Source organism: Paenibacillus sp. MMS20-IR301 (assembly GCF_032302195.1).
Lineage (GTDB): Bacteria > Bacillota > Bacilli > Paenibacillales > Paenibacillaceae > Paenibacillus_AQ.
In genome coordinates, this window is record NZ_CP135275.1 from 2,249,791 (window position 1) to 2,265,434 (window position 15,644).

General features: G+C 51.7%; 12 protein-coding genes. 3 read left to right on the forward strand and 9 right to left on the reverse strand.

Annotated features, from left to right (window positions below; translation table 11 throughout):
* Positions 1 to 42: 42 nt before the first annotated feature.
* The gene (locus tag LOS79_RS09965) at positions 43 to 2,331 is read left to right on the forward strand and encodes a preprotein translocase subunit SecA (protein WP_315418853.1); all 2,289 of its coding nucleotides are present in this window, start codon (positions 43 to 45) and stop codon (positions 2,329 to 2,331) included.
* A 62-nt stretch (positions 2,332 to 2,393) separates the two neighbouring features.
* Here the strand turns inward: LOS79_RS09965 and LOS79_RS09970 are convergent, their stop codons facing one another.
* Positions 2,394 to 4,370, reverse strand: coding sequence for a methyl-accepting chemotaxis protein (locus tag LOS79_RS09970; RefSeq protein ID WP_315418856.1), 1,977 nt, complete (start codon positions 4,368 to 4,370; stop codon positions 2,394 to 2,396).
* Between the two features lie 225 nt (positions 4,371 to 4,595).
* Here LOS79_RS09970 and LOS79_RS09975 point away from each other — a divergent pair, with 225 nt between their 5' ends.
* A complete protein-coding gene (locus LOS79_RS09975; protein WP_315418861.1) occupies positions 4,596 to 5,981 on the forward strand; it encodes a cryptochrome/photolyase family protein in 1,386 nt (461 codons plus the stop codon).
* A gap of 62 nt (positions 5,982 to 6,043) precedes the next feature.
* Here the strand turns inward: LOS79_RS09975 and mnhG are convergent, their stop codons facing one another.
* From mnhG to LOS79_RS10015, 8 genes are all read right to left on the reverse strand, one after another.
* Positions 6,044 to 6,451: a monovalent cation/H(+) antiporter subunit G gene (gene mnhG, locus LOS79_RS09980; protein WP_315422123.1), complete on the reverse strand. Its 408-nt coding sequence runs from the start codon at positions 6,449 to 6,451 to the stop codon at positions 6,044 to 6,046.
* On the reverse strand, positions 6,426 to 6,719 hold the full coding sequence (locus tag LOS79_RS09985) for a Na(+)/H(+) antiporter subunit F1 (RefSeq protein ID WP_315418864.1): 294 nt from the start codon (positions 6,717 to 6,719) through the stop codon (positions 6,426 to 6,428). The genes mnhG and LOS79_RS09985 overlap by 26 nt, the downstream gene beginning before the upstream one ends.
* Positions 6,716 to 7,195, reverse strand: a complete 480-nt coding sequence (locus tag LOS79_RS09990) for a Na+/H+ antiporter subunit E (protein WP_315418867.1) — start codon at positions 7,193 to 7,195, stop codon at positions 6,716 to 6,718. Before LOS79_RS09990 ends, LOS79_RS09985 begins: the two co-directional genes overlap by 4 nt.
* A gap of 5 nt (positions 7,196 to 7,200) precedes the next feature.
* Positions 7,201 to 8,679, reverse strand: a complete 1,479-nt coding sequence (locus tag LOS79_RS09995) for a Na+/H+ antiporter subunit D (protein WP_315418871.1) — start codon at positions 8,677 to 8,679, stop codon at positions 7,201 to 7,203.
* Positions 8,676 to 9,011, reverse strand: a complete 336-nt coding sequence (locus tag LOS79_RS10000; RefSeq protein WP_315418873.1) for a Na(+)/H(+) antiporter subunit C — start codon at positions 9,009 to 9,011, stop codon at positions 8,676 to 8,678. Before LOS79_RS10000 ends, LOS79_RS09995 begins: the two co-directional genes overlap by 4 nt.
* Positions 9,011 to 11,881 (reverse strand): Na+/H+ antiporter subunit A, encoded by a 2,871-nt coding sequence (locus LOS79_RS10005; RefSeq protein WP_315418876.1) that lies wholly within the window; start codon positions 11,879 to 11,881, stop codon positions 9,011 to 9,013. The genes LOS79_RS10000 and LOS79_RS10005 overlap by 1 nt, the downstream gene beginning before the upstream one ends.
* 67 nt (positions 11,882 to 11,948) lie before the next feature.
* The gene (locus tag LOS79_RS10010; RefSeq protein ID WP_315418879.1) at positions 11,949 to 12,584 is read right to left on the reverse strand and encodes a universal stress protein; all 636 of its coding nucleotides are present in this window, start codon (positions 12,582 to 12,584) and stop codon (positions 11,949 to 11,951) included.
* Positions 12,585 to 12,753: 169 nt separating this feature from the next.
* Complete coding sequence (locus LOS79_RS10015; protein WP_315418882.1) at positions 12,754 to 13,866, reverse strand: metallophosphoesterase; 1,113 nt, start codon at positions 13,864 to 13,866, stop codon at positions 12,754 to 12,756.
* 142 nt (positions 13,867 to 14,008) lie between these two features.
* Here LOS79_RS10015 and LOS79_RS10020 point away from each other — a divergent pair, with 142 nt between their 5' ends.
* Positions 14,009 to 15,604, forward strand: coding sequence for a hypothetical protein (locus tag LOS79_RS10020; RefSeq protein WP_315418884.1), 1,596 nt, complete (start codon positions 14,009 to 14,011; stop codon positions 15,602 to 15,604).
* Positions 15,605 to 15,644 lie beyond the last annotated feature (40 nt).

The following is a 15,644-nucleotide window of genomic DNA, read 5'->3' on the forward strand; positions in this document are numbered from 1 at the left end:
CAATCTTTCCCAACATGACCAGTGAGGGGAGAGCAAAGTCCGATGAAACTAGCCACGAACCTGATCCATAGATTCCAAAATTACGATAATCAGAATAAGCTGAACATCTATCAGGATAAAGTGAGACTGATCCGGCAACGGAATTTGGAAGCTTGGACGGATGCGCAGCTCCAGACGGAATCCCGGCGGCTGCAGCAGCAGGCCCAGTCAGGCATACCGCTGAATGAACTGCTGGCTGATGCTTATGCGTTAGTCTGTGAAGCAGCGAAGAGAACGCTCGGACTGTGTCCTTACGATGTTCAGATCATAGCAGGTATCGCCCTGCATGAGCGGCACTTAATTGAGCAGCAGACCGGTGAAGGCAAAACACTCTCTGCAGTTATGCCTGCCTATCTGAATGCGCTGGCCGGTGAAAGCGTTCATGTGCTGACATTTAATGATTATTTGGCGAGGCGTGATGCCGAGTGGATGGGTCCGGTCTACCGGTTTCTCGGATTAACGGCCGGCTTTGTCCAGGCAGGCATGAGCCTGCCCGCGAAACGGGAGGCTTATGCAAGCGACATTACTTATGTTACTGCCAAAGAAGCCGGATTCGATTACTTGCGGGATACCATTGCCCTCAACGAAGCGGACACCGTGCACCGCCCTTTCCATTATGTCATCGTCGATGAGGCTGATTCACTGCTGCTCGACGAAGCACGGGTGCCGCTGGTCATCAGCGGGGAGCCGGGTACTGTTAATCATGACAGCTTGCTGTATGCTGAGGTAGCCCGGCAGCTGCAGCAGTTGGAGCATTACGACTTCGACGAATTCCAGCGGAATATATATCTGAATGAAGCAGGTGCTGCACAGGCGGAATCCATCCTGGGCTGCGGCAATTTGTACGAAATGCATAACAGTCAATTATTATCGTCCCTCAACTGTGCGCTGCATGCGGAAGCGTTATTGCACAAAGACATTGACTACATCGTCCGTGACGGCAAAATCGAGCTGATCGAAGAATATACCGGGCGTGTGGCGGATAACAGATATTTGCCGGACAGGCTGCAAGCCGCACTTGCAGCCAAGGAAGGGCTGCATTCCTATACCGGCGGGAAAATCCTCGGGACGATCACGCTGCAGCACTTTATCAGCCTGTACCCGGGAATTTGCGGAATGACAGCCACGGCTTATGCTTCTGCAACAGAATTTGAAGATATCTATGCACTGCAGGTGGTGCAGATTCCGCCGTGCCGGCCGAACATACGGATAGATCACCCGTACCGGATTTACAGCCACAAAGAAGCCAAGCTTAAAGCACTTGTACAGGAGATCTCATCCGTCCATGCAGCGGGCCGTCCGGTCCTCATTGGCACAGCAAGCGTTGAGGAGTCTGATCAGCTGGCGCAAGCGCTGGCGGATGCCGGTGTGCCCTGCCACGTTCTGAATGCGAAGAATGATGCAGAAGAAGCCGAAATTATTGCCAAAGCCGGGATATATGGTGCTGTAACAGTGTCAACGAATATGGCGGGCCGCGGTGTTGATATCCGCTTAGGCGGCGGTGACCCGGTGCAGGCCGAAGCTGTCGCACGGCTTGGCGGATTATACGTCATTGGTACGCATGTGAACGAAAGCGTGCGGATCGACCATCAGCTGCGCGGGCGATCCGGCCGTCAGGGCGACCCGGGTGCTTCTGTAATATATGTAAGTCTGGAGGACGATCTAATGCTCCAGTTCGGCTTCAATAAGATCTTTCGTGCCCCCTGGCAGAAAGAAGCGCTCGATGAGCCTGCACTGCGCGGCCGGATCGCGCATATACAGCGTGTTGCAATGAGCCAGAATTTAGAGCTTCATAAAGAACTGAATTGTTATTCGGATATGGTGGAGGACCAGAGACGGATCCTGTACGCGGAGCGGCTTCGGATTCTGAATGGCAGACAGCCGATGAGCCCTGCGGAGCAGCGGGTGCGTCTGTTCTATATCGACGAGCTCTGGGCAGAACATCTGGCCTATGTTTCTTACCTTCGCGAAAGCATCCACCTGGAGGGCATTGCCAGCCGCAATCCGGCCGATGAATTTCATCTGCAAATTACCCGGGCTTATGAACAGATCCCGGCCGCAGTCAACAGAGAGTCGGCATTGATGCTTGCCAGGCTTGGAGGATCCAACGATCCGGCCGAGTGGGAACGGCTGGGTCTGAAGAGCCCTGCCTCCACCCGGACTTATATTATCAGTGATCAGTATCTTGAGAATAAACGCAGTTCATGGACCGGAACAACCGTATTTGCGTATTGGGGCCGGAAGTTGTTCAGGCGGATCTTATGGCCGGTGTACAAGCTGCCTGAATACTGACAGCTTGAACTTAAAAGGAGCTGAACCCGGAAAACGGGCACAGCTCCTTCTTGTGCTGGGACTTAAGCTTGTGTTTTGAACATGTTTATTTCCTGCAGCAGTTGTGCTGCGCTCTCGGCAAGCTGCTTGGCAGCATCAGATATACCGCCGATGGTTGCAGACTGCTCCATCGTAGAAGAGGCGGCTTCTTCCGTGGATGCAGCGCTTTGCTCAGCAACCGCCGCAAGTCCGGTAATGACATCAGACACCTGGACCGAACCTGCTTTTATCTCCGTCATGCCATTAGTTACATATTCGATCTTGGCAATAATATCATCAACGGATTGGCGGATCCGGTTAAATGCCCCCGAGGTCTCTTCCATCGAGCTTTGTTGTGCCGTACTGTTCATTTGAAGCTGCTCCAGTTCAGCGGCGCTTTGCTGCCCTGCCTCATGCAGTTCCTTCAGAAGCTGGTCAATTCCTGTCACAGAATGCGAGGACTGCTCCGCCAGCTTACGGACTTCACCTGCAACTACGGCGAAGCCCCGGCCATTCTCCCCGGCACGTGCTGCCTCAATAGAAGCATTCAGTGCAAGCAGATTGGTCTGGGAGGCAATGGACTGAATGCTTCCGGTAATCTGTGAAATCTCGTTAATCTTATCTAGCAGCAGCTGATTAGCCGCTTCGACCCGGTCCGCATTCTGCTGTCCGGCCTGTGCCAGCTCGCCCTGGCGGCTGACTGCCCCTATACCGCTCGACATAGCCTGATTGGCATCCATAATATTGGCCGATGTATTCCTGGCTATATCCGTAATTTGATCAATTACCTCATTGATTCCGGCAACCATTTCCGCTCCCGCCTGGATAGACTCAGCCTGCTCCGATGCACCTTTTGCAATATCGTCGATTACCGCCGAGATTTGTCCCGCAATCTCATTGCTGCCCAGCGCATCCCGGTACATAATCTTAGAGGCTCCTTGCACAACCTCTGCTGATTGATTCACGCCGGTAATCAGCTTACGCAGCGAACCTGCCATCGCATTGAATGAATCGCCGAGCCGGGCGATCTCATCTTTGCCTTTCACCTGTACATGAACTGTCAGATCACCGGCTGCGAGCTTCTCTGCACTTTGCCTCATACTTAACAAAGGCTTTAGCGCCTTCAGGGCAAACAGATACGCCCCTACTGCCAGCGCCAGGGTAAATAGCACAATGAAAGTAACAAACAGCTTCTGGGTCGATGCAAGTCCGGCAAACGCCGCTTTTTGGGACACAGAGGTTGCAATGACCCAGCCGGTACCCGGTATTTGTTCAAAATACAGCAATTGATCATCATTATTGTATGTATACTCTGCATGCCCCGAAGGCTGTCCCAGCAGCTGTACCATCAGATCAGCATAATCCGCTTGTTCCGCCAGCGGCTTATTCAGCAGCTCCTGATCCGGATGAGACAGAACTACTCCCTTACGGTCCACCAGGAAGGTAAAGCCGTCAGCTGTCTCTATGGAACTAATCCGCTGCTTAATCGAGTCCAGTGAGATATTCTCTGATATGGCTCCCTGAAATCCCCCGTTCTGATCATGCAGCGGGACCCCGATGTATATAGACTGCACGCCTGCCTTCGTTATGTATGCATCGCTGAAGTATAGCTTGTCCGCCTCCTTGATCGCCAGATACCAGGGACGTTCGCGCGCATCAAATGAAGCATCCGGGATAAAACCTGCGCCGTCCAAATATGTACCATCCTCCAGGCCAAAATAGATCGTTGCGATGTCCTGTTTATTCTCCGGCAGCTGAAACGCCTGCAGATGCTCCATTCCAATCTGTTTTAGCGGTACAGTGCTCTCGATAACCGTGCCTAGAGTTTCAATCACCTTTGCCTTTATCTGGGCCCATCCGTCTACTTCCGCGACCGCTTGCTGCACCGTGCTTTCAAGCTGTTCATTGATTGCGTCAATCGATTGATTATGAATCACATACAATGAGAAATAGCTAAGCGGTCCTGCGAGTAAAATACAAATTGCTGCTACTAGAATAATTACTTTGACTTTAAGATTCACATGACTGCCTCTTTTCTAAGTGATATACCGCACTTAATATATCGTCAATTTCGACAATAATGTTACAGAAACATTCATGAAAATTTTCTTTATACTCTGAAAAGATACTTTTCTGCTAAAACTCTATATACCGGATACGGAGCCGGTTAGTTGTAGCTGAATAGCCTTTTGGTCCGAAACAAGCTAATATCATCTATGACACTTACATCCGAAAGGAACTAAACTATGATTTTGTTCATTCACCGCAAAGATTTGCGGACAACCGATCTCCCGGCCTTTGACGCCATTTGCTCCAGCCGGGATAGCTCCCTGCATGTACTGATTCTGGAGCCCTTTCTGCTGCGGAATGAGCGTTATCTTGAACATAGCGGCCAGAATTTCCTTATCCATCTATCCAGCCTGCAGCAGGAATACAAGCGCCAGGGTAAGCTTCTCCATATTCTATACGGGGAGGCAGATCAGATCCTGATGGCGCTGGCCGGACTTCATCCGATCCATGAGGTTAGAATCCATGCCGACTATACCCCATATGCCCTGAAAAGAGACCGGCTGCTGCGTGATACAGCCAGCGCGCTGAACATCCGGTTTCATGCACATCATGACAGCATGCTCTGTGACATGGACGACTTCATGGAATGGTCCGGGCGGAAAGAGCCCTATAAAGTCTTCACCCCCTTTTACCGCCGCTGGCGGAGCTTCCTCGCTGAACGTTTCCGGCCGCCCTACTCCACCGGTATCCAGGAGCTGCAAACCGCGGATCTTCATCCGCAAATTACAGCCAGTTTCCCGGTGCCCGATGCCATTGCCCGGCAGCTCACGTTACTGGCCCAGCCTGCGCGGGCTATGAGTCCAAGGCAGGCACTTGAGGATTTCTTGCAAAGCGCCCTGCAGCAGTATCCGGTTAACCGAGATCAGTATGCGCTGGACGGGACAAGCCGGATCAGCAGGCATCTCAATACGGGAGCGATTTCTGTAAGAACAGTTTATAGCCGGCTTACCGATCATAAGAATATGGGAGAAGAGTGGGTGAGGCAGCTGGCCTGGAGGGATTTCTATCAATATCAGGCGCGGCTGGATCCGGATTTTTTCAATTATGAGAATATATTTGATCTGTCTGCTCTGGGGACGCATAATTTCGGGGCATGGTCCAGCGGCACAACCGGAATTCCGGTAATCGATGCTGCCATGCGCCAGCTGAATGAGACCGGGTGGATGCCAAACCGGCTGCGGATGATTACTGCGATGTTCCTGACCAAGAATCTGGGCTGTCCGTTTATTTACGGTGAGCGTTACTTCCGGCTGAAGCTTAGTGATTACGATAATATTCTGAACCGCGGCGGCTGGCTGTGGAGCTCTTCGCTTGGATTCGACGCCTCCCCTTACTTCAGGGTGATGAATCCGGTCACGCAGTCTCAGACCCACAATCCAAGCGGCAGCTATATCCGTACCTGGATACCCGAACTGGCAGAGAAGTCTGACAAAGCCATTCATCTGCCCCGCGCTGACGCCATTGTCGACCTGAAGCGGTCACGGGCGCTGGCGCTAGAACTATACAAGGATATATTGCGGAGCAAGGGATTGGCACCTCAGGAGTCGATGCCTTGGGGCTGAACCTGACAAAAAAGCACCGGAACCTGGCTGCTCAGCCTGAATTCCGGTGCTATTATCTTATGTCATTTATCCGATACTCCTGTCTCAGCAGAGGAGGAAGTGTCCGGTGTCAGCCGCTCCTTCTCCAGCACCGGCTTCAAATCATCCTGAATCCGCCGGTTCCACAGCGGAACCCCGGTGCGGTAAGCCGCCCGGCCGGTCAGATGGGCCGACAGCGGTGAAGTCATGAAGACGAAGACAATTCCAAGCAGCAGCTTTGCACTGATGTAATCAAGAAAGAAGGCAAAGTAGAGAAATGCGCCGCTAAGCACGCAGAGGACGCCAAGGGTGGCGCTTTTGGCCGCGGCATGTGACCGCAGATACACATCAGGCAGACGGATCAGCCCGAATGAGCTGACGGCACTCAGCAGCGCACCTGTAAGAATCAGAAGGGCAAACAGCAATTCAGCTCCGGTCTTGATCACTTCCATGTTCAAACACCACTCTCCTTTCGATATATCTGGCAAAGGCCATCGTCCCGATGAACGAGAGAATTCCGATCAGCAGAATATATTCGATAAAGGACTGGGTCTTATACAGAACTGAGAGGACCGCTACCATCGCCAGCAGGTTAATGCCGATCGTGTCCAGCGCAGCGACCCGGTCAGGCAGTGACGGTCCCTTGACCAGCCTCCAGGCACAGATGGCGATGGAGATGACCATAATGGACAACGACAGCATAAGTATAAAGTTAATCATGAACGGGACACCTCCAGAATCGCACGTTCGAACGTGTTGCGGATATTATCCCGGAACTGCTCGGCATCCTTGATATCCATTGCATGGATATATAAAGTGCGGTTATCCCGGGATACCTCAAGCACCACCGAGCCCGGAGTCAGACAGAGCAGCGTGATCAGTACGGCTACCTCCCAGTCCGCCTCCAGCTCCGTGTGATACATAAGAATTGCCGGACGGATGTCGAGCTTCGGGCGGAGCACCGCCTTCACCACGACATAGCTGGATACGACCAGCTCCCGCAAGAGCAGCATGGCCAGCTTGATCACAGCCCACCCCCTGCCCAGGTACAGACGCCCGTCGAAGAAGCGGCGCAGGCCGAACAGAACGGCAATGCCGAGAACATACCCGACAATGAAGCCGGAGGCCGCCCAGTCATTATTCAGGAACATCCACAGGAATGCTATCATGAAATTCAATAATATTTGAAAGGCCATCTGTATCACTCCTTCATGACAGCGTTAATGTATTCTGCCGGATCCGCCAGAACCGTACCCGCCTGAAGAACCAACCCGTTCACTGTCTCAGCACCAATACCCAGCAGGATGATGAGGACAAACAGCACAGCCGCCGGTGCCATCATGGCTTTATAACGCAGCGGTTGAATCTCCTCTTCGCTCCGCTCACCGCCCCAGAACACTTCCTGGAACACCTTAATCAGCGAGTACAGCACAACGAAGCTTGATGCCAGGGCAATCAGGGCAAGCGCCGTATGCCCGCCGCCGAAGCCGCTGCGGATCATCATTACTTTGCCGGCGAACCCGCTAAGCGGCGGTACACCTACCAGTGCAAGCGCCAGAATAAAGAACATCCAGCCGGTCCACGGATAACGCCGGATCAAGCCGCCCATCTGCTTCAGCTGCTCCGTGCCCGAAGCTGCTACAATCATTCCGCCGAGGAAGAACAGCAGCGCCTTGGCAATCATGTCATGCATCAGATAGAACACGACACCGCTTAAGGAATCCTGGGTTAAGACCGATATGCCAAAGGCAATGAAGCCGACACTGATGACAATATTATAGTTGAAAATCCGGCTTAAATCATTGTACGCCAAGGCCCCTATCGCCCCCAGAATCATGGTGGCCCCGGCCATCCAGCCCATCAGCGAATGCGTCAGGCCCAGGTCGTGAACAAAGATAAGCGTGAATGTCCGCGTGATGGCGTACAGTCCGACTTTGGTCAGCAGTGCCCCGAACAACGCTCTTACCGCTATTGGAGGAGCACTGTAGGAATCCGGGAGCCAGAAGAACAGCAGCAGACCCGCTTTGAGCGAGAATACCAGCAGCAGCAGTACGGCAATCACATTCATGACTCCGCCCTGTCCGGCTTCCGCCACACGAACCGCCAGATGCGCCATATTCAGCGTACCGGTTGCTGCGTACAGATAAGCGATAGCTGCTACGAACAAGCTGGAGGAGACTACATTGACCAGGATATATTTTAACGTCTCCCGCAGCTGCACCTTCGTTCCGCCGAGCACAATCATCGCATAGGAGGCTACCAGAAGCACCTCGAAGCAGACGAACAGGTTGAACAGGTCCCCCGTAAGGAAAGATCCGAACACCCCGGTCAGCAGGAAATGGAAGAATGTATAGTAGTAGAACCGCTCCCGCTGCTCCCCGATACTTGCGAAGGAGAAGAACAGGCAAGCCGCTCCTACAACTGCAGCTGTCAGGACAAGCAGCGCCGCAAACATATCTGCTACAAATACGATACCGTACGGAGGCAGCCAGCCGCCCATATACAGCGTTTGAATTCCATCCGTGCTTACCTGATAGACTATTGCTGCAGCAACGGCAATATTCAAAAACGCGCTGACTGCGCTGAGGATACGCTGCAGGCCGATTCTGTCTTTCAGAAAAATTAGGATTACGGCCGTAAAGGCCGGTATCAGCAAAGGCATAACCAGGAGGTTGTTCATTCCTTCTCCCCCCTGCGGCCTTCGACATCATCCATCCCCGCTGAGCGGTATGCCCGGTAAGCCAGCACGATGAAGAAGGCTGACACCCCGAAGCTGATCACGATGGAAGTAAGGATTAGCGCCTGCGGCAGCGGATCGACATACGCTTCCGCCTTCTCTCCGAGCAGCGGCGAAGCCCCTGTCTTCAGGCCTGCCATCGTCAGCAGCAGCAGATGCACCCCGTGGGTTAAGAGCGTCGTTCCCAGCAGAATGCGGAGCAGGCTTTTGGACAGGACCAGATATACGCCTACTGTAAACAAGACACCGATCGCCAGGGCAATAAGGAGCTCCATCAGTTATCCCTCCCGATCGTAAAGATAATATTCATCGTGACTCCGATTACCGCCAGATAGACTCCCAGATCAAACAGCATAGCTGTAGTCAGCTCCGTCTTGCCCATGACCGGCAGCTCGAAGTAACCGAACGCCTGGGTCAGGAAAGGAACACCGAAGAAGAAGGAGCCTATCCCGGTAAGGAAAGCTAATAATATGCCGACCGCAATCAGTTTGCGGTAATCGACCGGCAGCACCTTCTCTACAAACTCCATCCCGAAAGCAATCGCCAGCAGCACCAGTGCCGCCGCAGCCATCAGTGCCCCGATGAAGCCGCCGCCCGGATTGTTATGGCCGGCAAAGAAAAGGTACAGGGAGAATGTAATAATAATCACGAAGGCCACTTTAGCTACAGACTGCAGCAGGACATCATTGCTGCGGGAATAGCGCGGCTTCTCGTCGCCGGGCATTATTTTGACCATTGCAGGCTTATTGTCCGGCTCAAGCGTCAGCTTGATCATTGAATAGATCGCCAGCGAGGCCAGCCCTAGCACTGTGATTTCGAACATCGTATCGAAGCCGCGGAAATCGACCAGGAGCACATTCACGATATTTTTGCCGCCGCCCAGCTTGTAGCTGTTCTCCACATAGAAGCTGGAGATGGACTCAAACGGGCTGCTGCCGAGCGCCGCCAGGGCAACGAGCGTCATGGTCGCGCCGAAGGCGACAGATATGATCAGCCTAGGTACCTTCACCCGGAATTTGGCCTTCTCGCGAGTAAGCCGGGGTAAATGCCGGAAGCAGAGCAGGAACAGCGTGACTGACACCACTTCGACAATCATCTGGGTAAGTGCGAGATCAGGAGCCCGGAAAAGTACAAACAGCAAGGTGACCATATAGCCAACCATCCCTGTGAGCAGAATTGCCGAGATTCTCGACTTCGCGAACGGAATGGCGAGCGCACCGGTCAGCATGACCAGCACAGCTGCTGCTTCAAAGAAGGAGACCGGGGCATATGCCCCCTGGCCAAACGTAATGCCGTCTGTATAGAGCAGCGTACCGCCCACTATAACGATAAGCAGAGTGAAGATATACATCAGATAATGACGCATCGAGCCGGTCATATAGAGTCCGGTCAATGAACGGGATGCCCGTTCTACAAACCGCAGGCTGCCGTCATACACCTGATTCAGGGTGATTCCCCGCCCTCTTCCCCACTCTCTGTCAACGAGGCTGAGCCGGCCATAAAGACGGTACACGATAATTCCCAGCACGATAACGCCCAGCGTCATCCAGATCTCGGCAGTGAAGCCGTGCCAGAAATAAATGTTCACATAAAAGGGATGACTGGCAGCAAGCTGCGGATGAATGGCATTCATCCCGGGTACAATCAAAGTCTTAGACAGGATATTCGGGAACAATCCGGTCACCACGGCCAGCGCTGCCAGCAGCATTGGAGGAAGCAGGAGGCCAAAAGGTGCCTCATGCGGCTTCTTATCCAGCTTCTCCGGCTGATATTTGCCGAAGAAGGTATGGAATACCATAATCATGCTGTAGGCAAAGGTAAAGATGCTCGCCAGCCAGGCCAGGACCGGGAATAGGGTGAAGAATGACTCCCGGCTGAGAATATCCAGCTCCCTGATATTCAGCACGGCTGTGAAGAACATCTCCTTGCTCAGGAAGCCGGCAAACGGCGGCAGCCCCGCCATCGAGAAGCTGCCAATCAGCGCAATGGAGAAGGTTACCGGCATCAGTGACACCAGTCCTCCCAGCTTGCGGAGATCGCGCGTATTCGTCTCATGGTCGACAATCCCGACCACCATAAACAGCGAGCCTTTGAATACGGCATGATTAATCAGATGAAAAAGTGCTGCTGTAGTTGCGGCGGTAAAGAATACAGCTTCTTCGCCTGTGTAGAACGAAGCTGCCGATCCCATACCAAGCAGTCCCATAATCAGTCCAAGCTGACTGATTGTAGAATAGGCTAACAGAGCCTTCAGGTCCGTCTGCTTCATCGCCTGGATCGATCCATAGATCAAGGTGATCAGGCCGACACCCGACACAATCCAAAACCACTCATGTTGCCCCGCAAATACCGGGCTGAAACGTGCGACCAGATAGAGGCCCGCTTTGACCATTGTTGCCGAATGCAGGTATGCACTGACCGGAGTCGGTGCTTCCATCGCATCCGGCAGCCAGATATGAAACGGAAACTGGGCTGACTTGGTAAAGGCCCCCAGCAGAATCAGAAGCATCGCCGGTACGAATAGCGTCTGTCCGCTGATATCACCGACCTGGCTCCAGATCTCGCGGATACTGAAGGTACCGGTCATGACATACAGCATCAGGAAGCCTGCGAACATCGCCAGCCCGCCGAAGACGGTAATCAGCATGGACTTCTGCGCACCGTAGCGTGACTTCTGTCTGCGGTGCCAATAAGCGATCAGAAGGAAGGAGGATACACTGGTGAGCTCCCAGAAGCCGTACAAGACCATGAGATTGTCAGACATGACTACACCAAGCATCGCACCCATAAAGATTTGGAGATAGACATAGAACGGGGTCAGCTCTTCTTTGCGTTTATCCAGATAATAAATGGAATAGAAGATGACAAGTGTCCCCATGCCCGTAATTAGCAGTGCGAACAGCAAACTTAATCCATCGAGATGGAACACCAGATCAATGCCAAGGGACGGAATCCATGATACAGTCTCATACCCGGAATCCCCTCCCTTGATGACCGGAATCCGGGTCAAGAAATAAATGAACAACGCCAGCGGTCCGGCTAGTACAAACCATCCTCTATGAAGCCTGGCCATCCTCCCGCGTAGAAGCGCTATCATCAAGGCCAGCAGAAACGGAACAAGTACGGTTATATGCAGCAAAGGCAAGCCTCCTTTTCCACTCTACATTTTTAAGTTGTGAACACTGGTACTTACAGCTGGAAGCAAACGGCCGTTACAATGGGTCGGTTAATGTACCCTCGCAGATATGCAAATATCTCGCTTTACCATCTTGCTCAATTCTGAACAAGCCATTCTCAAATTCCGTGTGCAATTCGTGAAAAAATTTCCCTTTGATGAAGTCTGTCCCTTCCGGCTCATCGCTGAGCTGATAGGCCCCATCCGTCTTGACCAGGTAGGAGATTACGCCTTCCTCATGTGTTTCCTCAAGACCGGCGCGCATCCGCTGAACGGCTACCACATGAAGATCCATCATCTTCATCTTGCTGATAAGCTCATTTACGAAGTTGCGCTTGGTCAGCTCCTGCCAGAGCGTCTGGGCCGACTGCCCGATAATAATCTGCGTGACCTCCTTCTCTTCTGCAGCTTCAACGATAACATCCGTTGTCTTCCGGCCCCGGCGTTTGCGGACCATGAACTCCGCCCCGGCCTCCTCGGCCAGACGCTTCCAGACAGCCATAAACATCTCTTTGCTCTGATTGTATTCATCCGTATCCGAGCTATCCACATTGAGCACATACAGCGGTGCCCCAATCAGTTCAGACAGCTGGACACCACGGCGGATTAAGCGCTCCCCGTGCGGACCATAATGAACACATACCATAATCTTTTCCTTGTGAATGACCTTCACCCTCCTGTTAACACGGGCAAGAAATACAAAAGGAGCCTACTGGCGTTAGGCCCCTTTCGATTGTTCTAAACCCTTAAATGTTATATTAAAATTATATCTATTAAGGTGCTGTTTGTAAAGTTTACGGACAAGCAATACACATACTAAATACTTCCGTACACGCCTTAAGTCAGCTTTCCGCATCAGAAAACTGCACATGAACCGAGACAATCTCAGAACGCGACCCGATCCGGATTGGCGGCCCCCAGAAGCCGTAACCGGAGGATACAATAGAATGCAGCTGCCCTTTTTGCAGATAACCCCAGTCATTCTCGAACAGCCTGGACGTAATAAGATTAGCCGGTGCGATCTGACCGTAATGCGTGTGGCCGGACAACATCAGATCAATCCCCTGCTCCTGTGCGGTATCCAGTTCAACCGGCTGATGCTCCAGCATCACCACCGGCTTCGTGCGGTCCAGGCCTGCAGTCAGCTCCGCCAGCGGCGCCCGTTCTTTGTCACTGTAATCCTTCCGTCCGATCAGTGTCAGCCAGTCTCCAATTTCCAGTACTTCATCATATAGAACCTGAATGCCGCTTTCCTCCAAAAGTGTGATGATCTCCTCTGTCCCGCCCTTGAACCGGTCATGATTGCCCAAGGATGCGTAGACACCCATGGGGGCCTTCAGCTCCGCTAATATCTTCCCGATCCCCTTGTCCTGATAAGGCACAATATCATCATCCACCACATCACCGGGCAGCAGCACGATATCCGGCTTCAGCGCATTGATCTCCTTGACCATCCGCTCCGCATGCTTCTTCCCGGATAAATAGCCGAAATGCATGTCCGACGCCATTACAATGTGCAGCTCACCATTCTCCGGGCCGGCCTTGCCGATCTCCAGCGAATACGAACGCGTGACCGGACTGTAAGCATTGAAGCTCCCCAGCCCAAGCAGAACAGCCAGCACTGCTAAAGTGATGATTCCAGACCACTTCTGCACGGTATGGCGCGGCAGCCGGCTCAGCTTCGTCAACCAGACCATGAGATGCACCAGCGGCAGCAGCATGATCAGCAGGCTGAACAAGGCCAGCCAGTAGCTGCCAATCACGCTCAATACTGCTGATCCGGCGACAAGCCGGGAGAGAATAAGCGAGCTGGCCAGAAAGATGAGTACAACAATATAGAGCAAGCGGAACCTGCCCGATACTACAGGCTTAATCCAGCTCCAGCCGCTCCAGCCGATGTAGAAGATAATCAGGCCGTATACCATTATAAAAAGCAAACCAAGAATGATGTACATTGCAACCACCTTATCGTATGTAATGTTATCCAGTCTACATACGTTCAGGCGCCGCTGCAACTTTTCCCCGGCCGCTCAGTTTCTTCCAGATTATGCCGATAAAATAAATTGTACATAGCTCTCATTACAAGGAGGAAATATTTTGAAGAAACCTGATCGCTCACGTTTGACCAACCAGCTGTACAGGATACTGCTTTTCCTTTTCATAGCAGCAGGTTGTGCAGGACTTTCCCCGGATTCAGCAGCCCATGCGGCGCAGACTGGTGAGATAACACCGGTAGTAAAATTGTTTCCTGCCCTGGAACGGGTGCGTACTGAAGTTAAGTTTACCTTATCGTACCCGGATAATAATTTCCATATCAATGTTGCTGTGAAGCAGACCAGTTTTGATACCGGAGAGGTTATAATGAACTTCTATGATTATGATGATCCTGCATTGAAATCAAAATATAAGTTAAGCGAAACGGAAATGAGAGCAATTTCATACCTAACGCCTGCCGGGCCCAAAAGCTATATCGCTGTAGAAGCGTGGGAGAGTAGCAATTATCTCGGCTCCACAATCTATGAATTTGATCTCGGCTCCAAACAGCTTAAGAAAATCACCGACATCAGCAATAAATTCAGGGTTCAGGTATACGGTTCTTTAGGTGTATATGAGACCATACATAATGAGCTGACAACTGCTTATAACGGCATTGATAAGCACCAGCTATACTCTCTCCAGACGAACAAACCTGTTCTGCCGCAAGGGAAGTATGGACTTATCGAAAGGATGACTCTTCAAAAAAATGCCGGTGCAAAATCATTAGAAACCACAGATTATGTGCTTCGTGAACAGGCTCTAACCGGTAAAGGGGCCATTAAAATTTATCTGCTCGCATACGGCGGGAAGCTTACCCAAGTTCCGGCGATATACAATAAGTTTACTTACGACCAGAATAAAGATATCTCCAATCTGGTGCTGGCTAACGGAAACGGACAGCTTCAATTAAAGCGGAGTTTGAAGTCAGGGCAGGAATATTCCAAGCTCACCTTAATCAAAGGGAATACCACAAAGGTATTGCTCGATGTGCCGGGATATATTAATGAGAGCAGTATGCCATCCTTCTCACCCAGCAACCGCTATATGATTATTACCAGTCAGATCAGAGGTGCACATCTGGCATTTGCAGATGCAACTTATTATATCTTTGATCTCAAAACTATGACTGTTATCCATAAGCTTAAACCGCATTATAAATTGTATGAAATTGGAATAGAATGGTTCACTGATGAGTTATTTCTAATTACTTATGATACCTCCAGACCCAATACGTATAAGCCGGTTTACTATCATGTCCCCACCCAGACATCTATTCCGGACGAAGAATTGATTGAGTATAATTCATATATACATAATTTCACCTATGATGGATTACTGTCATTGAATGCGCCGATTCCGCTCCAGGTGGATCAGCAGTATATCCGCTACAGCGGCAACGGACCCTTAATGGACAAGGAGACCTACTACATCCCTCTGGCTGATTTTGCAGAACAGCAGGGAATAACGGTCAATATCACAGCATCCGGGTTACAGTTAAGCAAGGGAGACAGTCAGATCTCAATTGGAGTCAAAGACGCCCTCAAGCTTGGAAGCACCTGGTATGTGCCGCTAAAAAAACTGGTTCCGTTAGGTTATACGATTTCCTGGGCCGGCTCAGATGGCATAATAATGAATACGGCAGCGGGTACAAATTGAACCAAACTGCACTACTAATACAAGCCCGCGCTCAGCGCGG